The 26,870-nt window shown below is 33.0% G+C and carries 22 protein-coding genes; 14 read left to right on the top strand and 8 right to left on the bottom strand.

The genetic code is table 11. The annotated features are described in order from the left end of the window. The first annotated feature begins 8 nt into the window (after nucleotides 1–8). The 8 genes from ACZ098_RS16170 to ACZ098_RS16205 all read left to right on the top strand — a co-directional run bounded on the left by ACZ098_RS16170 (nucleotide 9) and on the right by ACZ098_RS16205 (nucleotide 8,158). Nucleotides 9–563, top strand: a complete 555-nt coding sequence (locus tag ACZ098_RS16170) for a 3'-5' exonuclease (protein WP_487312800.1) — start codon at nucleotides 9–11, stop codon at nucleotides 561–563. Between the two features lie 165 nt (nucleotides 564–728). Continuing rightward, entirely contained in the window at nucleotides 729–1,232 is a 504-nt protein-coding gene (locus ACZ098_RS16175; protein ID WP_487312801.1) for an endonuclease V, read from the top strand. 2 nt (nucleotides 1,233–1,234) lie between these two features. Continuing rightward, complete coding sequence (locus ACZ098_RS16180) at nucleotides 1,235–1,885, top strand: hypothetical protein (protein ID WP_487312802.1); 651 nt, start codon at nucleotides 1,235–1,237, stop codon at nucleotides 1,883–1,885. Continuing rightward, nucleotides 1,882–3,012: an AAA family ATPase gene (locus ACZ098_RS16185; RefSeq protein WP_487312803.1), complete on the top strand. Its 1,131-nt coding sequence runs from the start codon at nucleotides 1,882–1,884 to the stop codon at nucleotides 3,010–3,012. Before ACZ098_RS16180 ends, ACZ098_RS16185 begins: the two co-directional genes overlap by 4 nt. A gap of 3 nt (nucleotides 3,013–3,015) precedes the next feature. Further along, nucleotides 3,016–3,717 (top strand): hypothetical protein, encoded by a 702-nt coding sequence (locus ACZ098_RS16190; protein ID WP_487312804.1) that lies wholly within the window; start codon nucleotides 3,016–3,018, stop codon nucleotides 3,715–3,717. A gap of 1 nt (nucleotide 3,718) precedes the next feature. Continuing rightward, nucleotides 3,719–5,878 (top strand): hypothetical protein, encoded by a 2,160-nt coding sequence (locus tag ACZ098_RS16195; RefSeq protein WP_487312805.1) that lies wholly within the window; start codon nucleotides 3,719–3,721, stop codon nucleotides 5,876–5,878. Next, on the top strand, nucleotides 5,872–6,084 hold the full coding sequence (locus ACZ098_RS16200) for a hypothetical protein (protein WP_487312806.1): 213 nt from the start codon (nucleotides 5,872–5,874) through the stop codon (nucleotides 6,082–6,084). Before ACZ098_RS16195 ends, ACZ098_RS16200 begins: the two co-directional genes overlap by 7 nt. Further along, nucleotides 6,074–8,158, top strand: coding sequence for a hypothetical protein (locus ACZ098_RS16205; protein WP_487312807.1), 2,085 nt, complete (start codon nucleotides 6,074–6,076; stop codon nucleotides 8,156–8,158). The genes ACZ098_RS16200 and ACZ098_RS16205 overlap by 11 nt, the downstream gene beginning before the upstream one ends. Nucleotides 8,159–8,215: 57 nt before the next feature. Here ACZ098_RS16205 and ACZ098_RS16210 read toward each other — a convergent pair whose 3' ends face one another. Further along, nucleotides 8,216–9,994 carry an AMP-dependent synthetase/ligase gene (locus ACZ098_RS16210; RefSeq protein ID WP_487312808.1) on the bottom strand — a complete coding sequence of 593 codons (1,779 nt, stop codon included), beginning with the start codon at nucleotides 9,992–9,994 and terminating at the stop codon, nucleotides 8,216–8,218. A gap of 118 nt (nucleotides 9,995–10,112) precedes the next feature. Between ACZ098_RS16210 and ACZ098_RS16215 the strand changes: the two genes are divergently transcribed. From ACZ098_RS16215 to ACZ098_RS16235, 5 genes are all read left to right on the top strand, one after another. Next, complete coding sequence (locus ACZ098_RS16215; RefSeq protein ID WP_487312809.1) at nucleotides 10,113–12,035, top strand: LTA synthase family protein; 1,923 nt, start codon at nucleotides 10,113–10,115, stop codon at nucleotides 12,033–12,035. Between the two features lie 11 nt (nucleotides 12,036–12,046). Then, nucleotides 12,047–12,625 (top strand): dual specificity protein phosphatase family protein, encoded by a 579-nt coding sequence (locus ACZ098_RS16220; protein WP_487312810.1) that lies wholly within the window; start codon nucleotides 12,047–12,049, stop codon nucleotides 12,623–12,625. A gap of 32 nt (nucleotides 12,626–12,657) precedes the next feature. After that, nucleotides 12,658–13,497: an endonuclease/exonuclease/phosphatase family protein gene (locus tag ACZ098_RS16225; RefSeq protein ID WP_487312811.1), complete on the top strand. Its 840-nt coding sequence runs from the start codon at nucleotides 12,658–12,660 to the stop codon at nucleotides 13,495–13,497. Between the two features lie 250 nt (nucleotides 13,498–13,747). Then, nucleotides 13,748–14,779, top strand: a complete 1,032-nt coding sequence (locus ACZ098_RS16230) for a glycoside hydrolase family 130 protein (RefSeq protein WP_487312812.1) — start codon at nucleotides 13,748–13,750, stop codon at nucleotides 14,777–14,779. A gap of 32 nt (nucleotides 14,780–14,811) precedes the next feature. Beyond that, entirely contained in the window at nucleotides 14,812–17,127 is a 2,316-nt protein-coding gene (locus tag ACZ098_RS16235) for a glycosyltransferase (protein WP_487312813.1), read from the top strand. On the opposite strand, the gene ACZ098_RS16240 is transcribed toward ACZ098_RS16235, so the two are convergent. From ACZ098_RS16240 to ACZ098_RS16250, 3 genes are all read right to left on the bottom strand, one after another. Then, nucleotides 17,128–19,410 carry a GH92 family glycosyl hydrolase gene (locus tag ACZ098_RS16240; RefSeq protein WP_487312814.1) on the bottom strand — a complete coding sequence of 761 codons (2,283 nt, stop codon included), beginning with the start codon at nucleotides 19,408–19,410 and terminating at the stop codon, nucleotides 17,128–17,130. A 232-nt stretch (nucleotides 19,411–19,642) separates the two neighbouring features. Further along, a complete protein-coding gene (locus tag ACZ098_RS16245; protein ID WP_487312815.1) occupies nucleotides 19,643–21,013 on the bottom strand; it encodes a S41 family peptidase in 1,371 nt (456 codons plus the stop codon). Between the two features lie 159 nt (nucleotides 21,014–21,172). Further along, the gene (locus ACZ098_RS16250; protein WP_487312816.1) at nucleotides 21,173–21,721 is read right to left on the bottom strand and encodes a hypothetical protein; all 549 of its coding nucleotides are present in this window, start codon (nucleotides 21,719–21,721) and stop codon (nucleotides 21,173–21,175) included. A 111-nt stretch (nucleotides 21,722–21,832) separates the two neighbouring features. Here ACZ098_RS16250 and ACZ098_RS16255 point away from each other — a divergent pair, with 111 nt between their 5' ends. Then, the gene (locus tag ACZ098_RS16255; RefSeq protein WP_487312817.1) at nucleotides 21,833–22,723 is read left to right on the top strand and encodes a winged helix-turn-helix domain-containing protein; all 891 of its coding nucleotides are present in this window, start codon (nucleotides 21,833–21,835) and stop codon (nucleotides 22,721–22,723) included. A 143-nt stretch (nucleotides 22,724–22,866) separates the two neighbouring features. On the opposite strand, the gene ACZ098_RS16260 is transcribed toward ACZ098_RS16255, so the two are convergent. The 4 genes from ACZ098_RS16260 to ACZ098_RS16275 form a co-directional block, all read right to left on the bottom strand. After that, entirely contained in the window at nucleotides 22,867–23,796 is a 930-nt protein-coding gene (locus tag ACZ098_RS16260; RefSeq protein WP_487312818.1) for a hypothetical protein, read from the bottom strand. Nucleotides 23,797–23,931: 135 nt separating this feature from the next. Beyond that, nucleotides 23,932–24,432, bottom strand: coding sequence for a DUF1648 domain-containing protein (locus tag ACZ098_RS16265; RefSeq protein WP_487312819.1), 501 nt, complete (start codon nucleotides 24,430–24,432; stop codon nucleotides 23,932–23,934). A gap of 202 nt (nucleotides 24,433–24,634) precedes the next feature. Next, nucleotides 24,635–26,035: a ligand-binding sensor domain-containing protein gene (locus ACZ098_RS16270; RefSeq protein ID WP_487312820.1), complete on the bottom strand. Its 1,401-nt coding sequence runs from the start codon at nucleotides 26,033–26,035 to the stop codon at nucleotides 24,635–24,637. A gap of 250 nt (nucleotides 26,036–26,285) precedes the next feature. Continuing rightward, nucleotides 26,286–26,582, bottom strand: coding sequence for a hypothetical protein (locus tag ACZ098_RS16275; RefSeq protein ID WP_487312821.1), 297 nt, complete (start codon nucleotides 26,580–26,582; stop codon nucleotides 26,286–26,288). Nucleotides 26,583–26,870: the final 288 nt, after the last annotated feature.

Consider the following 26,870-nt stretch of genomic DNA (forward strand, 5'->3'; position numbering starts at 1 on the left):
TAAAAAAAATGAAAACAACAGATAAAATTATAATTATAGACCTTGAAGCCACGTGTTGGCAAGGTCCAATTCCGCAAGGACAAGAAAATGAAATCATCGAAATTGGTTTAGCAGTTTTGGATATACAAACGGGTATGATTTCTAAAAATAAAGGCATTTTAATTCAGCCACAACGCTCGAAAGTGAGTCCGTTTTGTACCGAATTGACAACCATTACTCAAGAATTACTCGATGAAGACGGAGTACCATTTGCGGAAGCGATAAACCAATTGATAGACGAATACAACCCAGACTTATATACTTGGGCAAGTTACGGTCAGTACGATTTGAATATGCTCAAGAAACAATGTAAATCGTTTGGAATTGCGTATCCAATGGGTGATGAGCACATTAATGTTAAGGTTTTGTTTGCCGATGTGTATGGTTTACAAAAGCCAACCGGAATGAACGGTGCTTTACATCTGTTACAGATTCCTTTAGAAGGAACACACCACCGCGGTATTGACGATGCTAAAAATATTGCGAAGATTTTAAACTGGTGTTTGAAGCAGCAAATAGCCTAATAATAAAACGGTTAAGGAAAGTAATGTCGGACTCAAACCAATAACTTCTGCTGTAGTGCAGCTGTTTTATCAATTAAACTAGCTACTTTCCTTTGCACAAATATAGCCAAAGAATAGTTTAATTATCCTAATAATAAATTTATATTTGTTACAAATCCGTTAAAAATGATTCTTGCCGTCGACGTTCATTATAAAGCAACTTATGCTAAAACTGTAGTTTTACTTTTCGATACTTGGGAAAGTGAAACCTACGTTGATGTAGTTGAGGTTACAACCGAAAATGTGGCCGAATATGTTCCTGGAGAATTCTACAAAAGAGAATTACCTTGCATTTTAGATGCTTTGCAGCAAATAGATAGCAGTAAAATTGATAGTATTGTTATTGACGGATATGTTTATGTTGACAACCAAAATGGCTACGGACTTGGCGGTTATTTATATGAAGCTTTGAATAAAAAAGTACCCATAATAGGTGTAGCCAAAACTAGTTTTCAAAGCAATAAAGATAGTGTTGAAGCTGTGTTTCGTGGAGCAAGTAAAAATCCGTTGTATGTTTCTGCAATAGGTTACGATTTAGAACAAGCAGTACAAAATATCCAGAAAATGTTCGGTGATTATAGATTACCTTATTTATTAAAAGTGATGGATCAAAAAACTAAAGAAGCATAAACATGGACTCGAAATTAATGCCGTTTATTGAAACACTCTATCATTTGCGCACTATCGAGCAGGTGATTTTGTATAATAAAACGATGAAAATAGCAGATGCTGAAGCCAAAGAAGCACTTTCTTTTTTAGCAGCTGAATACGAAAGAGAAGCGGTAAATTATCCATTTGAAGTTCCTAGTTTTAACGGAAAAGCGGCACTTTGGGCTAGCAAAATTGTTTATTTCTCGGCACAGTTGCTTTTGTACAGAGAAAATAAAGTTAGTGAGTTAAAGAATTTTTTACCAGATTACGTTGGAACTGTCGATGCTTCAGCGATGTTGTCTGCCGATATTTGTTTGCGCTTTTTACCTCAAATTCGCAATGAACTAAAACGAATGGATACAGAAGACGCCATTCTTCCAATTCTAGAGTACCATTTGCAACAATTTCATTTTTCAGCTGTCGGATTTGATTTGGATCAAGAAACCATTGATGTGAATCAGATTTTTGATAATGCTTGTTTGAAACAATTGTATTTGGATCGAATTGTATCTAGAAAAGCATACAAACTAGCCGAACAACCCGAGATAAATGCTTGTCTTTTAGCAAATTTTGGTGATTATAAAAAAGAATTTTGGAACGAATTGAAAACGATTGATATAGAAATACAATGAATCAAATAGAAAAATTAAACGCTGTTTTAAAACATATTAAAGACACCTTTGTGGGTAAAGATGAGATCATCGATTTACTCGGAATTGGATTACTGGCTAAAGAAAATGCCTTTCTTCTTGGTCCGCCAGGAACAGCCAAAAGTGCCATAGTTAGGGCGTTGTCTAACGGAATTGAAGAAGGAAAAAACTTCGAATACTTGCTTACGCGTTTTACCGAACCTAACGAAATTTTCGGACCGTTTGACATCAGAAAATTAAAAGAAGGTGAACTGATTACGAATACCGAAGGCATGATGCCCGAAGCTTCGATGGTTTTCTTAGACGAGATTTTCAATGCCAATTCGGCAATTTTGAACAGTTTGCTTATGGCGTTGAACGAGAAGATTTTCCGTCGAGGAAAAGAAACTAGAAAATTACCGTCACTTATGTTTGTTGGCGCTAGTAACGTTTTGCCCGAAGACGAATCGCTCAACGCTTTGTTAGACCGATTTTTAATTCGAATTAATTGCGATTATGTCGATCCCGACCGATTGCACGAAGTACTGTTGGCGGGTTGGAAATTGGAAAATAATGTAGTTGCCGAAAAACCTACCATTAAAGCAGATGAAATTAGATCCTTGCAATTGCTTTGTAGAACGATTGATTTAAATCCAATTAGAAAGCAGTATGTTGATATTGTTCACAGTTTGCGAAATACAGGAATTAAAGTATCGGACCGACGTGCTGTAAAACTTCAAAATCTTATTGCGGCAAGTGCTTTGATATGTGGTAGGACAGAAGCTATTTTGTCTGATTTATGGGTGTTGAAATACATTTGGGATTCCGAAGAGCAAATAGAAATACTCCAAGGAATCATCAACCGAATTATTGAAGCCGATGATGCACCCAATGCGCATCCGCAGGCTTTGTTCAATAAAGCACCAAATCCTGAGGAAGTAATGAAAGAAGTACAGTTTTTGGCAGAAAAATGGCAAGACGATTCGCTTTCTTTTGAAGAGCAAAATGTAATAAAAGACAAACTGCGCTATGTGCAAACACGTTGCGATTGGGTACATAATAAAGAGCAAAAACAATTCATTCAGAAGGAGATTGAAGCCTTGTGGCAAAAAATACTTCAAACTATTTAACGTATGTTTTTCTTAAAAATTAATAGCGAACACAAAGAATTATTGGCAACCATACGAAGTTGGGACAACCTAAAAGTTGCCTTCGATGCACCGTATATTTGGGTGAAAGATTTTACTTTGAAACAGTTGGATTCTTCAGAACTCCATCAAATTCCATTTGCTGTTATTTACGAACTTAAAGAAAATTTATTGTTTGTGAAAGGTAGTTTGTTACCCAGTCGAAAGTTGCCGTCTGGATTGTTGTGGACGCCAATTTTACGCGCTTTTCCAATAGAACTACCTACTTTCAATCACAATTTTTTTGGAATACATGAACAACTAAGTTTCAATATTATTGCTTCAGAAGCCGAAGAGAACGCTTTTGTATTAAGTACTACTTATGAAGAAGCAGCACAGTTTATAAATACTGCAGCAGCAGTTCGTTTAGAAAAATTGCAATGGGTTGTAATCGATTCTAAAGTTGTATTTTTTGGAACACCTTTGTTGCCTATTTCAGGTGAAACATATTGGAAAAAAAATAATTTTCTGTTGCCTTCGGGTTACGATTTTGAATTTCCTATACTTTCTGATTTACTGCAGCAAAAATTAAATGCAGCAGGAAATAATTGGATTTTTTGGAAAAAAGACGCCACTTATTTTACAGTTTCTAAACAAGATGTAAAACCATTATCCATCAGTTCATTTCGATTAACTTTTTCAGAATAAAATGCAAGCACAACATTATTTTCAATCGTACGAAGATTATTTCTGGGAATGGGAAACCACCGAGGATGGCTTGTATTTGACTATTCCCAAAGCTAAAACTATTGCGCATCAAGCAACTGTATTTGAACTATTGAATGCCTTGTCTGAAGAAAGTATTCCGCCTTTTGGTTCGTTACTTTTGGCTTTGCTTGCCACCAATACTGATGCTGAAGATGGCTTTCATAGTGTATTGTATTATGTTAAAAAGAAGGAAGTTCTGATTGGTGAAAAATACGTTCCAAATGTAAGTTCGGCGATGGAATTTCTAACCAAAATTCAGCAATTGCGCGAGTACAAAAAAGGAAGCAAACGCTTGCTGTTGTTTAAAACTATTTTTTCTGATTGTCACAAACGCATATCTTCTGAAAAAGCCAAAATGATATTAGAAGATTACGGAATTAATAGTTTCTCACTCGAAAAAAAAGCTTTTCATCAAACGACATTTGCCAATGATTTTAAGGTTTTTGAACTATTAAACAGAAAGTTTCCTACAGCAAAGTCGATTGTTGATGCCATGGCAGGTTTACCATTAGATGCTGTTGAAGAACAATTTAGCGAAGTAGCTCTGGATCAAGTTGATGTAACTGATGTTCCAAAAGATTTTATTAGTCAACTTATTCAGGAAGATAAAACGTTTCATGTAGGAAGTTTGATAAAGCGAATTTGGTCGGGTTTACACATTCCGTTACATCATACTATGCCGAGTAGCCAGCCGTTAGGAGGAATTTCAGATTTGACCAATAAAGGCGATTTTGATAAATTATTGTTATCAGAATTTGCTCAAGATGACGAGGTTTTCATGTCACGAATTGCCAATAACGAGGCACTTTATATTCAAAGAGAAGTACCACCAGAAGCCGATCAGTTGCAACGAATTATGTTGATCGATTCGACATTAAAAAATTGGGGTAATGCTAAAGTTTTAAATTTTGCTGCAGCATTAGCAATTGCGAAACATCCCAAAACGGATATCAATTGCAAGATTTTTGTTTTGGGAACAACTTTTTCAGAAGTTCTGTATTCATCTGTTGATGAGGTTGTTGATGGATTGGATATTTTAAATCCTTCGCTCGATTGTAGTTTGGGTTTGCAAGATTATATAACTTCAAATAAGAAAGCAACTAGTGCACAAGAGTTGTTTTTGGTAACTTCTGAAGACAGTTTGCGCTTGGAGTCGGTTCAAAAAACAATAAGTGATTTTTCAGATGCATTGCATTACATAATTGCTACGAATGCCGAAGGTGAAATTCAGATTTATAAAATACAAAATAAAGGTAAAAAGTTTGTTCAAAAAATGATTTTGCCTTTAGATGAATTGTGGACCAAATCTCAAACCAATAAACCATCTGTTGCAAAACAGAAAGCGACTTCGGTTCCGGTACGTTACTCGTTTCCTTTATTGGCTGCATTGCCACAAAATCCGATAGCGATTTTTTTTCTAGAAAACCGTTATTATTTCTTAGCAAGTAACAAGAGTTTGCAAGAAACGTATTTGGATCAATCGCAAGATAAGCACAATGCAACTAATTACATTAATCACGCTACGTATAAAGGTAGCCGATTTTTATATGAAAATATATCCATAAAATCTGGTGGCGTTTATGCTTTGGGAATAAATGATGCAGGTGAATTTGAATTGTTTTATTATTTTGAAAAAGAGAGCAAATTGTGTTATCTAAATTTGGATACAAAAGAATTTGCAACCATCGCCTTTGGTTATAAAAGTATCGAATTGAGTTATAAATTTTACTTTTTACTTGGGAATTATTATCTGACTGATACCAAATCAAATGAAGTTTGGCAGTTTAGATATGAAAATGAATCCATCAATTTCGAGCAAATTTTTGGTAACGGATTGGACGTAGCTTTGGATGCATATAATCAAAAAATAAGTATGTTTTGGTGCGTTGGGAACAATGTATTAAAAAGTTTTAACCGAATTGCGGTTGATGAAAATGGTTCATTATTAGTTAATATTCATCGTTTGGATGTTTCACGACCTGATTATATATATCTTTTTCCAGATCGCAACAGCCAGCCGCAAGTTACAGCGCAACGAGAGAACGATCAGTTTGTTTTCCTGATGGAAGTATCGTTCGATTTGATAAAGTTGGAATGTTAACTTTAATTAGTAGTAATGCTTCAATACCAGAATTTTATATTCCGACTTCACTGCAGTTTTCACTTGGAGTAGCATCTGAAACAGAGTTTGCAGGAAATAATTATTTTTTTGATGAAACGAAAGAACAATTAAAAATTACAACAAGTACTTTTATACGAAATTATTTAAATCCGTTTATACGGCGCATTATTGATCATGGAGTTTAAGTTACGACCTTTTTCTAAAAATCTTTTTCCTAAAGGCGCAGTGCTGATTTGCAATGCAGCGCCTCGCTTATGGTTACAAGAAATTCAACGTATGGGTTTTAGGCTAGAAGAAGTTTCGGTTTATGCAGTTCCAAGTGCCGTTGCTAATGAATTGTATGGTGCTTTGGTAGTTTTTAAAAATCTCCCTAAGGCATTGGATATTGGAAGAAATTTATATTTTCAAAAAGTCAATAATACGCTCTTTATACCCGAAAATACTGTGGTAACTCCAATGATTTCTTTGTTGGAAATGGAGCAGCTTTTTTCAGAGCATTATCATATTTTTCATCCTGATTTTGGTTTGGTAGAGCTCGATGCAGTTGTAGATTGGTTAGGACTTATAACCGCGATCGATGAAGTATCATGCCAAGTTGTTGTTCCTGCTAAGTCGGTTGCTATTCCCAATAGTATTACTTCATTGCGAGTTGAAATTGATGAAGAAGCAATTCTGAAACAATTTGAAGCCCCATCAACAGAAGAAGAGTTTTTAGAAAATTTGCCTTTTGATATGAAGAGAGTATTGAAAGGCAACCAAAAAGAAATTGATAAGTTTTTGAGCTATTTAGATAAGAATCCCGAAATGGCTTTAAAGTTAGGTATTCCTTTAGATGTGCTGCAAACCAGCCGCGGTGATCAAAGTGGTAGGTTTAGTTTTAGTAGAACCGATTCGAGCTGGTTTAATCTAAGTCGGTTTTTCAAAAATAAGAGTTCCAATTCGTCAAGTCATTCTGGCGGTGGTATTTTTTCAGGTTCGATGCCATCATTTGGTTCGATGGATGCGGATAGTTCCGCTACAGCGCGGTATGCATTTTTTAAAATTATTTTGGTCTTGTTTTTCTTAAGTCGCCTTTTCACAGGTGCAACAATGCTTTATATTTTTAAATGGCTGCTGGTTATAGGCGTATTTGCTGGAATCGTTTATTTGCTTATCAAAGTAACGAGTAGTGATTCATCGGATTATGAAGTGAGGAAAGTTAGTCAGTATACTCCGCCAAGAAATCAGTATTCGTCGTACAACAGAAATTTAGATCGTTATTTTCCTGCTGTTGTGGTTGTGGTAATTGTTGTAATGAGTGTTTTATTTGTAAAATTTGTAAGTTCCGATTATGTAAATCGAACGGTTTCGCCGATAGTTTATGTGTTAGGCTTTTTTGTGCTGTTAATTGTGGTACTTTATTTTATTGTAAAATTTTTAGGCGGTGCATCATCATCAAGCAGTCGTTTTGGTAGTAGTTCTGGAAATGCAGCGTTGTTGGATTCGGATCGGTTTTCAGCTTTGCATACTAAATATGAAAATTTAGCACAAGATTTTATCAGTAAAAAAGAATACGAAAAAGCGGCCCATGTATATTTAAAATTGCTTAAAAACCATTTTAAAGCAGCGCAAGTTTTGGAAGAAGGTCAGTTGTATCCAGAAGCCGCAACGGTATATTTGAAACATTGTCAAAACAAACCAAAAGCAGCAGAATGTTATGAAAATGGGAAAGCCTACAAAGAAGCAATCGTGCTATATAAAGAACTTGAAATGACCGAAAAAGTGGGTGATTTGTATTTGTTATTGAACGATACAACTTCGGCCAACGACTATTTTTATAAAGTAGTTGACAATTATAAAGCCAATTCGCAATACGTCAAAGCTTCGTTGTTACTGCGAAACAAAATTGGAAGTATTCCTGAAGCACAAGAGTTATTGCTAGATGGTTGGAGAGTAAACAAAGATGCAGGCAATTGTTTGAATAATTATTTTTACAATTTTGAGAATGAAAAAGAGTTGCAAAAAGCTATTGTAACTGTTTATAATACCGAAACTTCGGATTCTAATTTGGAAAACTTTCTGATGGTTATTAAAAAGGAGTATAAAAATTCGGATGCTTTGAAAGTTGTTGTAAGAGATATAGCTTATGAAATTGTTGCCAAGCGCATTCATCAAAATCCGCAAATAGCGTCAGAATTATTGTCTTTTAATAAATCGGATCGAAATATTGCTACTGATGTAATCAAATATAAGTTTAAAACTAAAAATAGGAATAGATAAAAAAAACCACGAATAGCAATACTGTTCGTGGTTTATAATTTTTAGTTTTATTGTATTTTAAGCTTCATCATAAATTTTATGATAAAGATTGATGTATTTTTCCATCACTACTTTTCGTTTCAACTTCATGGTTGGCGTTAAATGTCCCGCTGGAATAGTCCATAAATCGGGTGTTAATTCAAACTTTTTAATTTTTTCCCAATTTCCAAATTTTTCGTTTAGCGTATCTACTTCTTGTTTGATTCGGTCAATCACTTGTTGGTTGGTAATGATTTCTTCGTTGGTGGTTCCAATTTCGATGTTGTGCAACTTAGCCCATTCTTTAACAAAATCAAAACTTGGTTGAATGAACGCGGCAGGCATTTTTTGGTCGGCCCCAATTACCATTATTTGTTCAATAAAACGTGATTGTTTCATTGTGTTTTCTAGTAATTGTGGAGCAATATATTTTCCTCCAGATGTTTTAAACATTTCTTTTTTACGATCGGTAATTCTCAAAAAGCCATCGGCATCTACTTCGCCAATATCTCCGGTATGAAAATAACCGTCAACAATTGCTTCGTTGGTAAGCACTTCGTCTTTATAATAGCCCATCATTACATTCGGACCTTTGCAAAGAATTTCCCCATCGGCAGCAATTTTAACTTCAACATTGTCTATGATGCGTCCTGCAGTTCCAATTTTAAATCCTCTATTTCTTTGATCATTAACTGATATTACAGGCGATGTTTCCGACAATCCGTAACCTTCCATTACTGGAATTTCTGCTGCTGCAAATATTCTTGCCAATCGTGGTTGCAATGCTGCACTTCCGTTAACAATTAAGTCTAACTTGCCACCCAAACCGGCTTTCCATTTGCTAAAAATAAGTTTTCTAGCTATTTTTAGTTGCAACCCGTACCACCAACCGTTCGCATCGTTAGGTTCATATTTCAATCCTATTTCCACTGCCCAAAAGAACAGTTTCTTTTTTATTCCAGTAAGTTCAGAACCTTTTGCAATAATTTTCTCGTACACTTTTTCGATAAGTCTTGGTACGCCTGTCATTACTGTAGGTTGTACTTCTTTAACATTATCAGAAATTTTTTCTATCGATTCTCCAAAGTAGATTGCACAACCATAAAATTGATAAATGTAGGTAACCATTCGCTCGTAAATGTGGCAAATAGGAAGAAAGCTTAATGCGCGACTTTTTCCGGCGTCAAACGGTATTCTGTTGGCAGAATCCAATACATTCGAAACAATATTATTGTGTGAAAGCATGACACCTTTTGGCTTTCCTGTTGTACCAGATGTGTAAATTATGGTGGCTAATTCTAGCGGTTTTACATTACTCTTTCGATCTTCAACGACGTCTTGATTGCTGGTATCTTTACCCAGTTCTAGTAGTTCTTTCCAGTTTTTACAACCTTCAATTTCGTTAAACGAATAGACTTCTTTAAGTTTTGGAACATTATTTTTAATGGCATTGACTTTTTTCAACACTTCATCATCTGAAACAAAACAGTACATGGCTTCAGAATGATTTAAAATATATTCGTAATCAGTTTCGGAAATTGTGGGATATATCGGGACTGTTTGCGCACCAGTTTGCAAAGTTCCGATATCCATAATGTGCCATTCGGTTCTGTTGTTGGAAGAAATAAGGGCAATTTTATCATTTTTTTGGATGCCCAATCGCAGTAATGCTCTCGATATGGTATTGGCTTTGTCCACATATTCTTGTGTTGAGGTTTTTACCCAAACTCCATTGTATTTTGTGACTAAAGCGTCTTCGATATTGTATTTTTCTAGTTGATGGTATGGAAAATCAAATAGACGTGAAATTGTTGTCATTGTGGTTAAATTTCATGCAAATTAATTAATAATCTATTCATTCACAATATTAATTTAAAATATATACTATTTGAATAGGAAATATGTAGTTTTGTATTGTAAAAATATGTTTTTCTAAATGAATAAGTTTGTCAGATTAAATGAATATAAAGTTTTGTTTTACAGAATTTTATTGGTTTATATTTTTTATTTTGTAGCGCGCTTGTTGTTTTTTATTTACAATAAAGATTTAATTAAAATTGAAACTGTTTCTGATTTTTTTACGCTGTATTATCACGGATTAGCGTTTGATACCACTGCAATTTTATATTTAAACGCCTTATTTATAATTTTTTCGATTATTCCAATACTGATTACTACGCGTACGGGTTATCAAAAAATTCTATTTTATCTTTATTTTATTCCTAATCTAATTGGTTTTGCCACTAATTTTATTGATTTTATTTATTACCGATTTAACTTTGGACGATCAACTATTGCGGCCTTAGATTCGCTAAAAAATGAAAGCAATAAAGGATTACTTTTCTTTAATTTTTTGACCAATTATTGGCATGTTTTTTTGCTCTTTTTTCTGCTTTCCTATGTTTGGATTTTCTTATATAAAAAAGTTCGAGTTCAATTGGTTTCACATGCACCATCGGTCAAGTATTTTGGTACATCTGTTGTTGGTTTTTTTGCAATTGCGGTATTAATTGTTGGCGGTATTCGAGGCGATTTTAAGAAAAGTACGCGACCAATCAATTTACTAGATTCTAGTCGGTATGTTCAAAATACTTCTCAGGCAGATTTTGTTCTAAATACACCATTTGCTTTAATACGAACCATGTTCAGCAATAATTTCAAAAAAGTAAACTTTGTTTCAAAGTCGGTAATTGATTCTTTAATTGTTCCTTACAAAGAATATCATACGAATCCGAAAACCAAACCGAACATTGTAATTCTGATATTAGAAAGCAACGGTAAGGAGTATTATGGAAGTTTCAATAAAGACATGAAAATCCCTAAGTATGTTGGTTATACTCCTTTTGTAGATTCGTTGGCGCAACACAGTTTACTATTCACCAATGCCTATTCTAACGGTTACAAATCGATTCATGCCATGTCTTCGATATTGGCTGGGATTCCATCGTTTAAAGATGCATTTACATCATCGCCCTATCCAAAACAAAAAACCGAATCGTTGGTTTCTACGCTCGAAAGTATTGGTTATTCTACTTCATTTTTTCATGGTGCGCCCAATGGTTCGATGGGATTTCTAGGATATTCTAATATTTTAGGAATTGATAAATATTATGGTAAAAACGAATATAATAACGATGCCGATTTTGATGGCGTTTGGGGCATTTGGGACGAGCCGTTTTTTCAATATTTTAATAAAACTATCAGTAAAAGTAAGCAGCCGTTTATGGCAACTTTATTTTCTGTGTCTTCTCACGAACCATATAAAGTTCCCGAAAAGTATCAGAATAAATTTCCTGAAGGTACTGTAAACATTCATAAAACAATTGGATATACCGATTTTGCTTTGAAGCAATTTTTTAAAGCAGCTTCTAAAGAACCTTGGTATGCTAACACCATTTTTGTTTTGGTAGGAGATCATGGAAATACCATCTACTATGACGAGTACAAAAAAGAAATGAATAAAAATGCAGTAGCGATGCTGATTTATAAACCCAATTCAGACTACGTAGGTATCAATAACGATTATGCACAACAGATTGATTTATATCCTACTATTTTAGACCTGATTGGTTATGATAAACCATTTAGAAGTTGGGGTAGAAGTTTGGTTAGTACATCGGCAATTTCTCCATTTGTAATGCGTTATTCTTCTAAAACCTATCAATTGATGAGCGGTAATTATATTTGTATTTTTGATGGAAACAAAGCGATTGGTTTTTATGATAAAACAGATAAAGATTTAAAAAATAATTTAATTAAAAATAGAAATCCCGAGATGAATTTATTAGAAACCAGATGCAAGGCTTTTATACAAGACTATATGCAACGTGTCATCGATAAAAAATTAGGGACTAAATAAATTTGGATAGTATGAAAATTTGGAAAAAAATAACGATTCTATTACTTTTTGTAGTTATAGTTGGTGTCGGAAAATATGTGTATGACATGCACATCAATCACAATTTTGAAACAATAACTGAAGGTAAAGTATATAAAAGTGGTGTTATTCCTCCAGACGAAATTGCCGATTATGTAAAAAAGTATAAAATCAAGTCTATAGTTGATTTGCGTTTTCCAGGTACGGGTGACGATGTAAACAATCCTGAAATTCCGGCAGAATTGACTGCAGAAAAAGAAGCTGTAGCGAAAATTGATGGTGTACAGTATTTTAATAACGGTTCGGATCAAGTTCCAAAGAAAAAAAATCTTGAAAACTATTTTAAAATCATGGATAATCCAGATAATTATCCGGTTTTAATTCACTGTTATCACGGTGTTGGACGTGCCGAAATGTACTCTGCAATTTACCGAATTGAATATGAGAATATGGATAAAGACGAAGCAAGAACAAGCACTCGTTTTTTAACGAAATGGAGTTCTTTTGATTTAGGAAAACCTAAAGGTGATTTTTTACACAATTATGTCAGCCGAAAAGACTCTTTAAAATAGAAAAATAATACACTAATTTTAAGCTAGCTATCATGAGAAAATTAAATCTATTTGGGCTAATCATTTTTTTCGTTTCTGCAATTGGATTTAGTCAGAATGTAAAGGTTATGAGTTATAATATTCGGTTTGACAATCCCAATGATGGAGAAAATAAGTGGAGTTTAAGAAAAGAATTTCTAGCCAATCAAATTCAGTTTTATCAACCAGATTTTATAGGGACGCAAGAAGGCAAACTTCACCAGTTACAGTATTTGGATAGCACTTTATCGGATTATAATTTTATTGGTCGAGGAAGAGATAATTCAGAAAATCAAGGAGAGTTTAGCGCTTTGTTTTATAATTCTAAAAAGTACAAAGTGGTGAATCAGGCTACTTTTTGGTTGTCAGAAACACCCAATCAAGTTTCTAAGGGTTGGGATGCTCAATTGGAACGCATTTGCACTTATGGCTTGTTTGAAGAGCTTAAAACCAAAAAACAATTTTATGTTTTCAATACTCATTTTGATCACGTGGGTGTTGCAGCGCGACTTAATAGTGCCAAAGAGATTGTTGAAAAAATTAAAGAAATTAATACTAAAAACTTACCTTTAGTATTGACGGGTGATTTCAATAGCGAACCTACAAGCGACGCCTATTTATATCTTGCTAGCAATTTAAACGACACAAGATCTAGCAGCAAAAGCCCTTCTTTTGGTCCAGCTGGAACTTTTAATAACTTCGAATTTCACAAGCCAGTAACGTTACTTATTGATTTTATTTTTACTTCTAAAAATACCGGTGAAGTTATCAAACACGCTGTACTTAGCGATTCTAAAGATTGCAAATATCCATCCGATCATTTACCGATTTACGCAGAAATCATACTGAAATAATTTTATTGATTATTTTATCATTGTATTATTTTCATTGTACGTACTGTAAATGTGAGAATTTTGTAACTAAAGGTCTTAATCGTGTAATTTTTTTTAATGATATTGAAAGAACTTTGTATAAAGGATTTCAATACTTTACTTCATAAGTTTTATTAATTGCAGTTTACTTTTCAGAAAAACCACCTTTAATAAATTAAAAGCATTTGAAATTTTTTAATCAATGCTTTTGGTTCATTAAAATTAAGGTGGTATGATATCTGTAATTAAAGAAGGAATTGTTTTGAAAAAAACCGATTTGGTTTTTGAAAACGATAGTGTTTTGAATCCTGCAATATTTCAAGATGGTAACACGGTTCACATGTTGTATCGTGCTGTCAAAAGTGGGAATTATTCTACTGTTGGTTATTGTAAATTAGATGGTCCATTACAAGTTGTAGCGCGCCATGATACTCCCATAATAATTCCGAATACCATTGAAGAGGCTAAAGGTGTCGAAGATCCAAGGATTGTAAAAATTGATGATTTATACTATATTACCTACACGGCTTATGATGGAATTAACGCACTTGGAGCATTAATAACTTCAGAAGATTTAGTACATTTTAAACGTGAAGGAATTATTACGCCGCTATTTTCTTTTGATGAATTTCAACAATTAGCCGAATGTAATAACCAAACAAGCGTTAAATATTTTAGACACAATAGGCATTTTCATCCCAACGACAAAGTATATCTTTGGGATAAAGACGTAGTATTTTTTCCGAGAAGAATAAATGGAAAATTGGCTTTTTTACATCGTATTAAACCAGGCATCCAGCTTGTGATGATGCAACAACTGGCAGATTTAACCAAAGATTTTTGGATTCAGTACTTTCTTCATTTCAATGAACACGTGGTTTTAGATCCAAATGAGAATAGCCATGAATCTTGTTACATTGGAGGCGGTTGTCCACCAATAGAAACGGAAGAAGGTTGGCTGCTAATTTATCATGGTGTTTACGATACCTTACACGGCTATGTTTACACAGCAGCCGTTGCTTTACTGGATATTGATGATCCAAGAATTGTACTGGCACGACTTCCTTATCCTTTGTTTGAACCTGAAAAATCGTATGAGATAAATGGCGTTGTGAATAACGTAGTTTTTCCTACCGGCACAGCACTTTTTGACGATCGGCTTTATATTTATTATGGCGCTGCCGACAAGTGCATCGCTTGTGCATCGGTAAGTTTACAAGAATTAATCAAAGAATTACTTTCTAATAAAATCGTACTAAGCTAAACTAAAACAACCTACAACTAAAAAATACCTCTATGAAAACAGCAGTGACAGCCTTCGATCAAAATAATTTTGAAGTATATAATTCAATTTCAAGAACCAACCACCGATTGAATATACAAGAAACTATGAAAATGGTTAAAAGTCAAAGTAATGCTTTGCCCGAAATTTTATTTATAACTTCTTATCCGCCAAGAGAATGTGGAATTGCAACCTATTCTCAAGATTTAAAAAATGCAATTCAAGATAAATTTAGAAGTTCTTTTGCATTAAAAGTTTGTGCTTTAGAATCTAAAGAATGTGACTATAAATATCCAGAAGAGGTAAAGTACCGTTTGCAAACACAAAATGAAGCGTCGTACAACGACTTGGCCGAGAAAATCAATAAAGATGAAAACATTGCAGCCTTGTTTTTGGAACACGAGTTCGGGTTATTTGGTGGCGATTATGGTGCAATGCTGTTGCCATTTCTTAAATCGGTACACGTACCAGTAACTACCACGATGCATACTGTTTTGCCAAATCCCGACGAAAAGCTATTGAAGGTTGTTCGAAAAATAGCTCAATATTCTGAGCAGGTTATTGTGCTTACGCAAAATTCAAAATTAGTATTAATTAAATTTTACGGAATCGATGCGGATAAAATAGGTGTTATTCCGCACGGAACGCATTTAGTTTCTGAAATTAACGAAACTGATCTTACGGTCAAAAATCCCTATACTGGCAAATTTGTCTTGTCTACTTTTGGGTTGATAAGTGAAGGAAAAAGTATTGAAACAGCTTTAGAAGCGTTGCCACAAATTATTGCTAAATTTCCAAATTTGGTTTATTTAATAATTGGAAAAACCCATCCAGAAGTTGTAAAACAAGAAGGTGAACGGTATCGAGATTTATTATATAAAAAAGTAGATGAACTACATTTGCACGACAATGTACAGTTTATTAATAAATACGTCTCGTTGCCAGAACTAATTAACTATTTACAACAAACCGATATTTATTTGTTTACGGCTAAAAATCCGAATCAAGCGGTTAGCGGAACACTTGCCTACGCAATGGCTTGTGGTTGTCCGATAATTTCGACACCCATTCCGCATGCCAAAGAACTTATAGATGGTGCGGGTTTAAATTTTGATTTTCAAAATTCTGATGCATTGGCTAAAGCAGCAATTGATTTGTTATTTCAACCAAAGTTACTTAAAGAAATGCGCCTGAATGCATTGCATAAAATAAATCCGACTTCGTGGCAAAATGCAGCTTTGGCACATATTAAAATGATTGAAAATAATTTAGAAAGTCACATTTCAAAACTTGAATATGAGCTTCCAAAAATTTCGTTAGATCACGTTAGACGATTAACAACTGTAAACGGTATGATTCAGTTTTCGCAAGTATCGACACCCGATTTGGAAACGGGCTATACTTTGGACGACAATGCTCGAGCATTAATAGCTGTAAGTAAACACTATGAATTGACGAAAGAAGCTTCTGATTTAGAATTAATTACAACGTATTTGAATTTCATCTTGTTTTGCCAACAAAAAAACGGAACATTTTTAAATTATGTCAATAAGTACGGAAACTTTACCGATAATAACGAAAATGAAAATCTAGAAGATTCTAATGGTAGAGCCATTTGGGCGTTAGGTGAATTCTGTTCAAAAACCGATTTGTTTCCTATCGAGTATATCGAAAAAGCGAGGAATGCTATATCTAAATCGTTACCACATATTATAGCGTATAAGTCGCCTAGAGCAATTTCTTTTTCAATTAAAGGCTTGTATTTTTATGATTTGAAATCAAATGATTTTGCCATCACACAAATTATTACAATTCTAGCTGATAATTTAGTATCAAAATACCGAGGTGTTTCAGATCAAAAATGGAAATGGTTTGAGAATTATTTGACATATGCTAACAGCCTATTACCAGAAGCAATGTTGTATGCCGCTTTAAAAACAGACAATAAATTGTATAAAAAAATAGCTAAAGATTCATTTGAATTTTTATTGGATGTAATTTTTAAGTACGATCAAATTAAAGTAGTTTCGAATCAAGGTTGGAACCATAAAGGGAAACAAGCAAATAGTTTTGGAGAACAACCTATTGATGTAGCGTATACCGTTTTGGCCTTAAATAAATTTTATGAAGTATTCGAGGAACAACATTATTATGATAAAATGGTAACAGCCTTCGATTGGTTTTTAGGTAAAAATCATTTGAATCAAATTGTTTATAATCCGGCTACTGGAGGTTGTTATGATGGTCTAGAAGAAAATCATATCAACCTTAACCAAGGTGCAGAATCTACAGTAAGTTATTTAATGGCGCGATTGGTATTTGAAAAATAATTACATTTTAGGTTTGGATCCCATATAGAAAGTCAATTTTGAACCGTCGGTAATAGCACTGTGTTTGATGGTTAAATTAGGAACGATTTTTCCGTTTAAAAGTACTTTTTGAACATATACGTTTTTATCACTTTGATTGATTACATCAACTGAAAATTGAGTGCCGTTTTCTAACATTAAAATTGCTTTATTTACTGATGGCGAACCAATAGCATATTCATCCGAACCTGGCGCAACGGGATAAAATCCTAATGCCGAGAAAATATACCATGCGCTCATTTGTCCGCAATCGTCATTGCCACCCAAACCGTCAGGTGTTGGTTTATATTGCATTTTCATGATTTTTCTAACCTGCCCTTGTGTTTTCCAAGGTTGATTGGTCCAATTATAAAAATAGGCAACATGATGTGCTGGTTCGTTTCCATGAACGTATCCACCAATTATTCCTTCGCGAGTAATGTCTTCGGTTTCGGCAAAGAAAGAATCGGGTAAATGCATTGAAAACAAGGTATCCAATCGTGCAGAAAATTGATCTTTTCCACCCATTTTTTCAATTAATTCGGTTGGGTTGTGTGGTACAAAAAAGCTGTAATTCCAACTGTTACCTTCAATAAATCCTTGACCGTGCGTTGATAAAACATCAAAGTTGCTTTTGAAAGTTCCGTCGGCTAGTTTAGGTTGCATGAATCCAGGTGTAGTGTTAAAATTATTTTTCCAATTACTGGATCGTTTCATAAATTCGTCGTACACCTCTTTTCGGTTTAACTTCTTGGCAATTTGTGCAATACACCAATCGTCGTAAGCATATTCTAACGTATTCGAAACCGAAGTGCCACTTTTTTCAGCTGGAATAAATCCTAAATCCATATAATACCCAATGCCTTCGTAATTTCGATGTTTCGCAGTTGTCACGCAAGCTTCTAATGCTTCATTAGCATTTCCGTTGTACACTCCTTTTATAATCGCATCGGCAAGTACGGAAACACTGTGATAACCGCTCATGCACCAATTGTCATTAGCATAATGCGACCAAATTGGTAACATGTGCAACGCACTTTGATTGTAATGAGCCATCATGGATTTTACCATGTCATTGTTGCGTGAAGGTTGAATAATATTAAAAAATGGGTGCAAAGCTCGGTAGGTATCCCATAAAGAAAAAGTAGTGTAATTAGTGAAATCTTGGGCAGCATGAACGTCTTGATCCAAACCTTTGTATTGCTTATTTACATCGGTATAAACCGTTGGATTGATAAAGGTGTGGTACATTGCCGTATAGAAATTGACTTTAGTATCTTCAGAAGCGTTAATGTTGATTTTATTTAACTCTTTATTCCATTGATTTTGTGCTTCTGATTTAACGCGTTCAAAATTCCAATCTTTAATTTCCGATTGCATATTTTCTAGCGCATTTGCCTGACTTACAGATGAAAGCGCAAACTTAATTTGAATTTTTTCGGCGTCATTGGTTTTGAAATCAAAATGCATTCGAATGTTTTTTCCAGCTATTTCAGGAAAGTTTTTAGTTTCGTCGAATTTTCTCCAAAAGCCGCGATAAGGTTGTTTATCGTCATAATTTTTTTGTCCGTAACTAATAAATGGTTTTGAAAAAGACATGGCAAAATACACGGTTTTAGTTCGTGCCCAACCATTCGTTTGACGGTAACCTGTAATCAAAGTATCGTTTACTACGCGAACGTACGTCCAAGTATTTTTCTCTTTATAATTGTAAATTCCCGACATCAGATCCAAAATAATATGACTTTCATCCGATTTTGGAAACGTATATTGATGCATTCCAACGCGCGTTGTGGTCGTCATTTCGGCTAGAATGTTATCGTCGTCGAGTTTTACCTTGTAATATCCAGCTTCTGAAACCTCGTTTGTATGTGAAAACGAAGATCGATAACCACTTTTAGGATTGGTAGCTGTTCCTGGATTCAATTGCAACGTTCCTTGCGTTGGCATAATTAGAAAGTCACCCAAATCGGAATGACCAGTTCCGCTAAAATGGGTATGACTGAAACCTACAATCGTTTTGTCTTCATAGCGGTAGCCAGCGCAATATTTGTAGACATCGCCATTGTATTTTCCATTTAATTCATACGAAATTGTATCGGTTTCTGGACTCAATTGCACCGCACCAAAAGGTACAGTTGCGCCAGGATAGGTATGTCCCATTTTTTCGGTTCCTATAATTGGTTTTACATATTTTACAAGATTTTGTTGCGCAAATGTTGTACAATAGGATGAAAGGAGTAGGAGTATAAGGAGTTTTTTCATGATGGGATTATAAGCTGCACGAAGTTATAAAAATAAATGTTTGGTTGTTTGAAATAGCATGATGCTTTTAGTAGTGCATGATATTTGTTTAAAACAAAAAACACTACAAAGCCAACAGATTTTGTAGTGTTATAATTTAATTTTTTTATGAGTAAAGATGTGCTGCTGCTGCTTAGGTAAGACTAGCTTTAGTGATTCGAAAATAAAGCGTTCAGTAAACTATATTTCTTATTTACTTTGAATTTTCTTTTAAATATTTTACAGCTTTTTCGAGTGTTAGGTCTTTATTATTCAAATAATCTTCAAGTTTTGGGATTACTTCTATATCTGGTTTTATTCCGTAGCCGACAAATTCCCGGCCATCTGGATAGGTGTCCATTTTGGTACAAACTCTAGCGGAACCACCGCCAGGTAAATCAAAAAGATAAGGTTGTCCTGTGCTTCCAAATGATTTTTCGCCCATTTTTATCATGTGCTTTTGGTTGTCAGCACTGATTAAAAAATCTTCTGCTGCAGATGCGGTATTATGTCCTATTAAAATAACTGTAGGAACAACAATTCTTTTAGCGTTGAGTTTTATTGTATCTGCTTCATATTCAAAATTGTGATAAAATTGGTCTTTGTATGATAAAAATTCTTTTTTGCTCCATTCGTTATTTACGGTATCCTTATCTTTTACATATTTACCCCAAGCCTTAAAAGCTGGAATATGAAGCCTACTTTTTTGTCTTGAACCATAAAGCAGCGTATCATTTGTTAGATATTTCAGGATTTCAGTTCCTATGCTAGTACTACCGCCACCATTATAACGCAAATCAATTATTAATGATTTTGCTTGATACAATTCAGGAAGTTTTTCAATAAATAAGCTGTCAATTTTTTCATTGCTAAAAGAATTTAAAGCGACATAAGCCGTTTCTTTATTTATCCATTTAAAATCTAAAAGTTGTTTGTCTGCTTCAAATGCAGGATAAACTTCTTTTTCTTCTGTTTTTTTATGCGTTAGTACTAATGCAATTATTTTCTTGTTTGGCTTTCTTATTTTTATTTTAAAGGTTTCGCCATCCATTCCTCTTAAGAGATTTGAAACACTCCAATCTTGTAGAACATAATCGGTTGAAGAAGAGATATAAGGTGCTACATTGTCGTCAATAAATTGTTGAGTCAACTTACCATTTACTTCAATAATTTCACTTCCAAAAGGTATTTCTTCTTTCTTGCTTAAATTGGTTCTTATAATAATTGCTTTACCTTCAATATTCTTAATAAAAAGTCGGTATTCACCAAACATCGTATTCATTTGTTCTATTCCTTTCGGGAAATAAACATTGGTATGACCATCTTTTAATAAAGCGCAAAATTTTTGAAGTTCCCGATAATACTCATAATCATTAGCAGTATTTTGAACAATACCGATAAGTTCTTTATAGCGGTTGTCCCACATCACTCTGTCAACTTTGTTAAGATAGATAAAATTATAATTTACTTCTTGCCAAAATTTTGAGAGACCAAAAACTTTTTCGTTAGGTGTTAGTGTATTTGGAATTTGTCCAAAAGTACTTAATGCAAATAATATTATTGCTAGATTGTATACCTGTTTCATCTGCTTATTTTAATATTGAATAACGTTGGTGACATCAATTTTATTGCAGATACAAAACTAGTCTAGCAAAGTCATGATTTACTTTATAGCAAACTTTATTTCTGTTGCATTAAGTTTTTCTGGTTTTTCTAGAAAGCTATCATTAGTCAACTACAACCCTTAACAACCCTTGTTTTTGCTTAAGTCACGTTTGTAAAGTACCTTATTGTTTTTCGCAATATAATCACTAGAGATAATCAAGTAAGGATGATTATTTGAGAATCCTGCACTGCGACTTTTAACAGTTATTTTGTCGTTAACGTTCAGGCTGTTTAGTTTCTCAAATTCTTTCGACCCAAACTGCATCATGTATTCTTCACCATCAATTTGGACTATAAGCCATTTAGGACCATTTGAATTCGCATTTTCGCGCTGAAAAGTTACAGAGGTAACTACGGCTTCCATTTCAGTAAAATCTTTTATAGATTTTTTGATTTTATCATGACTGGCATGTATTTTTTTACCTTCTTCAGATGTTTCCCATTCTTTATACTTAATGCCATCTGGCGAAGCTTCCCATTTCTTTCTAGCATCTAAGTTTTTTTTATTTTCTACAATTGATACCGATTTTTGTGATTTTTTAGTTTCATTTTTCAGTTCACAATTTGTAAATAGGAGTACAGTTACTACCGCCATCGATAACATGAATACAGAGATTGATTTTTTCATAAGTTTCTTAATTATTAATTTGATTTCACGAATTTACATTGGTTTTTTTCGATTTGATGTATTGGGATTGTAAATAAAAATGTAAACTTTGTAAATAGTAAACTTTACATTATGTATCTCAGTCGCATTATCCTTTTAGGAAGACGTAAATATTTATTTGGATTGGTTCTGCTCTTATCGATTTCTGCAATTTTTGTGGCTTTCGGTCAAGATGATCGTGACGAATTTGACCTTGCTAGAACCGAAGTTTTACTTCGTAGAATTGGGCATGAAATACTTTTGCAATCGGGCGACAGTACTTCAAGAGTACTACCTTTAAAAAAGATTGCTGCAAATGAATATGAAATTAGCTTTGAAAACAAACTTACCTTTCAAACCGATTCGCTAGTAAATACAACCCAACGCTTGTTATCCAAAGACAAGTTTGTTAGTGATTATGTAGTTACTGTACGCAACTGTGGTACTTCGACTATAGCGTATGGATATGCAATTTCAAAAAATAAAAAAGATGATATTGTTGCGTGTCTTGGAAGAAGACAGCCCAAAGCGTGTTACAAGATTAACATCAAATTTAGATCGGATGGTATAACGAATTCAAGTTACAAATATATTTTTGGTGGCTTCTCGCTTCTCGCTTTTGTGGGTTTTATTTTTTTGAAATCGGACAAACCAAAAAGAGAAGTACCTAAAGAGGATACAACCGAAATCATAACTTTTGGTTCTGTTATATTTGACGTTCAGAAACGGCAACTAACCATAAATGGAACAAATAGTGCGTTAACTGGAACTGAAACACGATTGCTTCTCATTTTTGCATTAGCTCCCAACGAAGTTATAGAGCGAAGCCGACTGCAAAAAGAACTTTGGGAAGATGAAGGCGTTATTGTTGGACGTAGTTTGGATATGTTCATTTCGAAACTCAGAAAAAAACTTGAGCCTGATCCAACAAGTGCTCTTGTTGTAGTTCGGAATAAAGGATATAAACTGGAGGTTACTTCTTGATTAATATGCGGGTTCCGAAATGATGGCAGCTTGTAGCAGACTCAAAACTGAAAAAAGTAAGAATAAAATTTTAGTTTAGAATTTGAAAGACTAGTATGTAGCAGAAAAAACAATTTCTTAAAGTCTAGTTTCCAAAGTGTTTTTTAATTGTTTAAACTACCAGTACTATAATTCATGTTATTAATTGTATAAATCAAGTTTCCTTGGTATAAAACTTCCATATTGATTGTACCTTTAATTGTTTTAAAACCATTTTCAATAATTTTCTCTTCAATAGTAAAGTTACCTCTTGTTTCGAAAATTTTCCAATCCTGAGGATTTAAAATTACAGCTTGACTTGAAACTAATGGTCCAATGTATTGTAGAAATTCAACTTTATTGTTTGATGCTATTTCGTTGAAATTGATTGTAGATAGGGGTAAATTCCAAAAATCATCAACGCTTTTTATGTTTAATTTAAAACCATTATTTGAAAAATAGGTATGAGTTTGATTAGTTGAAAGTGAATTTTTTAATCTAAAATAATCTATAGTATTAAATTTTATTTCATTATTGAGATACTCAATTTTATAATTTTCAGCAGTGCAATTAACTTTTTTTAGATTTTTAACTTCAACTGTTCCTGATAGTTGTCTTTTATTTACAACATTATTCTCCTCATACACAGTACCTTCAAATTCAAAATAAACATAGTTTTCATTTGGATTATAAATGAAGTTTTTAATTTCCATGGTTGCAATTGGATTGAACTCAGGTGTAAAAAAATTTTTAGCAACTGATTCGCCTGATGTTATATCAAATTCATCAAATCTAACATCGCTTAATTCTCCATTTTTAAGAAGGCTAAAATTCAATAAAAACTTTATATTGTTGTTAATTTTGTAACCAGAACTTATGAAAATAGAGTTACAATTTTCATTTCCGCCAACATCTTCTTTATTTATTTTATAGGAAGTATTTTCAACTTTTACAACTATCGAATTTGTGTTTAGAACTCCCTGAACGCTATCTTCGTTATTACTACAGCCATAAAGGATAGTTATAATCAAAACTAGTAGTGTTTTTATTTTCATTTTTACATTTGTTAAGAAAACATTGTTGCCTAGTCGCGTCTCTTCGTTATAATAAAAAGCTACAGTGAACTAGAACTGTTTGTAAGGATATCCCAAATATATTAAAAATCCTTAACTGCTGTTAGTGGCTGTACTTCATTTTTCTAGTTTAGATGATTTATAAATAAAATAAAGTATTGGTATGAAAATTAATCCAATCATAAACGGTAAAAACCATTTTCCTAGACCTTCCGAATTTCCTTTTGAAGCTTGTATTGTTATGAAGTCAATAAATACAAAAAGTAAGAGTAAGATAATCTTTAACTTTTGTATCATTTTTATTGAATTTACATATTGTTTTTCTGCGTTCTTTTGGGTTATTTCCACAAGATAATTGAAGTTTTCAGGATATTTATTTAACACTGTTAATAATGTAAATAAAAATGTTCCGACAACTGGTAATATGAATATTGTTGATTTTGAGCCGTAGTTATCGACTTCTCCTAATCCATTGTAGTGAATAGGTATTTTTTCAGGTAAATTTGAAAATGAAACGATATTCATAATCCAAAATACGATTAATATCAAATAACCAATTGCTTCAATAATTTCATCCGTTTGAGTAAGTTTTATTTCAATTTTTGGACGTTTTTCCATTTCTATTGGTATACTATGTTTTTTTTGATTTCAGTCTATTTTAGACACATTTTGGTCGTAGTGCCGATAATGTTCCAACACTTGGCGATGTTATGAACTTCGGAACTTTTAATTTTCTGTTAAAGATAAAATTTCTTGCGAAATGCAAACGTGAATTTATTTCATAATTAGCAATTGCGAGAAACGGCTTTTCGCGTTAGTATTATTTTCTTTCAACCTTAACCAGACCTTGTCTTGTTGCAAGAAAAATATTTCCTTTTGAATCTTGTTCAATGTCTTGAATATATGATGTAGGAATTTCTGAATTTAAATTATTATAATTTTCCCAAACATTATTAATAGGATCATACCTAATCAGACCACAACTAGCAGTTGTAATCCATAATATGTTTTCATTATTGTCATAAAGCATATTACTTGTGTGATTAGCTGGAATACCTGAATTTTCTGTAGTGTATTTTTTCCACGCTCCATCAGCTGATAATATTGCAATTCCTTCATCTGAATTCATTTCAGTTCCTTTAATATTTTTGTAAAGTCCAAAATATATATTCCCCTTAGAATCTTCTGTCATACTTGTAATACATCTTCCTTTTAATACCGATTCAGACTTTTCAAACTCAGTAATTTGGCCATTTTCTTCTATCATTAAACTTCCTTTGAAAGTACCAATCCATAATCTATTTTTGAAGTCTCTTTTTGCATAATAAACTTTATTTTCTGGAAGTTTAGCAAAATTCTTTTGATTAAGAATTTCCCATTTTCCGTTTTTTAAAGTAACTAGACCTTCATCTGCGCAAAAAAACATTTCATTTGTTTTTGAATTATTGATAATGTGATAGCAGCCATCAATTCCAATTTTGCTAGGTAAATGATATTCCCATTTATTGTCTTTATAACTAAATATTCCTTTAGTGGTAGAAACCCAATAGGTATTTTCGTTATCGACAGCCATATCAAAATACGCAAAGTATTTTTCGACAGGTATTATATTTTGTTCAGAATGCTTGAATTCTGAACCATTAAATAAAAATAACTCTTCACTTACTTCATACCAAATATTGTCATTATTGTCAACTGCTAGATGATCACTTAATCCTGTGGAGAGCGATGAATTTGTTTTATTCCAAACTTGAATATTGTATTTTTTTAAATTTTCATTTTTGTAAATATATGTTTTATTATAAATTTCCGGATTTTGTGGCTTATCAAATGATTTTTCAAAGGCTTTTACATCAACTCTTTCAATTTTACCAACAATCTTATTCTCTTTAATTGTAAAAAGTAAATTAATAGATGATTTTTCTTCTTTCTTATTCTCAGTTATTGCAGGAAGCCATTTATTGAAATCATTTAGCTCTTCAATAATTTTTAAAGTAATTGGATTGTTAGATTTATCAGTATGGCTGAGAACACAACCTTTACCATTATTATTGACAAGAACTTGAAATTTGACACTCCCAGTAATGCCTTTGAGATTTAGTGATTTGTTGAGTTTTTCTTGTAATTGTTCAAAATCTATCTCTTTATAATTCGCTTTAGTATCTCCGCAATCAAGACAAAATTTATCTGTTTTACAGTTTTCTAATTTAACAGGAAACAAATTCTGAGCATTTATATCGAATGAGCAATAAGTTATTAATAGAATGAAGATTATCTTTTTCACGTAATAGTCTAATTTAAAGGTTATTGTTTTTAATAATACTGCTAAAGTTTCGCGACTTTAAGAAGTTGCCATGAACCAAGACCAAGCCTTAACAAATATAACCAAAACTTTAAACGAAAAACCTTTACGATTTCAAATAAATCCTGTGCCTCACTATTTCTTGAAGACGCTGTTAACAGAAGTAGTTTTATTTTTCTATTTCTATTTTTTCTATTGTATCTTTTTCAGTTTCAATTTCGTTTTGGTAGTTTGTTATTTTGTGTTTGTACTCGACTTGATTTTCAATAATTTTTATGTCGCTTTTACCTGCTTCAATTTGACCCTCAAGTTTTATAAATCCATAATTCTTTTCAAATAGGAGTAGTTTGTTTTCTGCAATTTCATAGTGACAGCAAGCACCTAAAAATCCTGTTAATTTTTCATAGACTTTTAAGTTGTCTTTTTCATATTTAACTTCTTTTGGATATATGGGAAATAAAATCATTGATGATAGTATACCTAAAAATATTCCACCAAAAATTCTGAACAAAATTAGAACGATAAATGAAAACAAATAAAAGGAGTAATAGAAAGTTATTTTTTTGAATGGTTTTCTATTAATTAAAAACAATGAAATTCCCGAAAGATAAATTACGCATTTGAGAATGAATATCAGTCTTGAATTCAATCCATAATTTGTAATTATTTGAATAGTAAAATTCAAAAGTACAAATCCTAAAATTAAGAAATGGATTTTTTTTAAGGCTCGATTAATTTTACTAATGTCCAATTT

Source organism: Flavobacterium sp. SP2 (assembly GCF_057626655.1).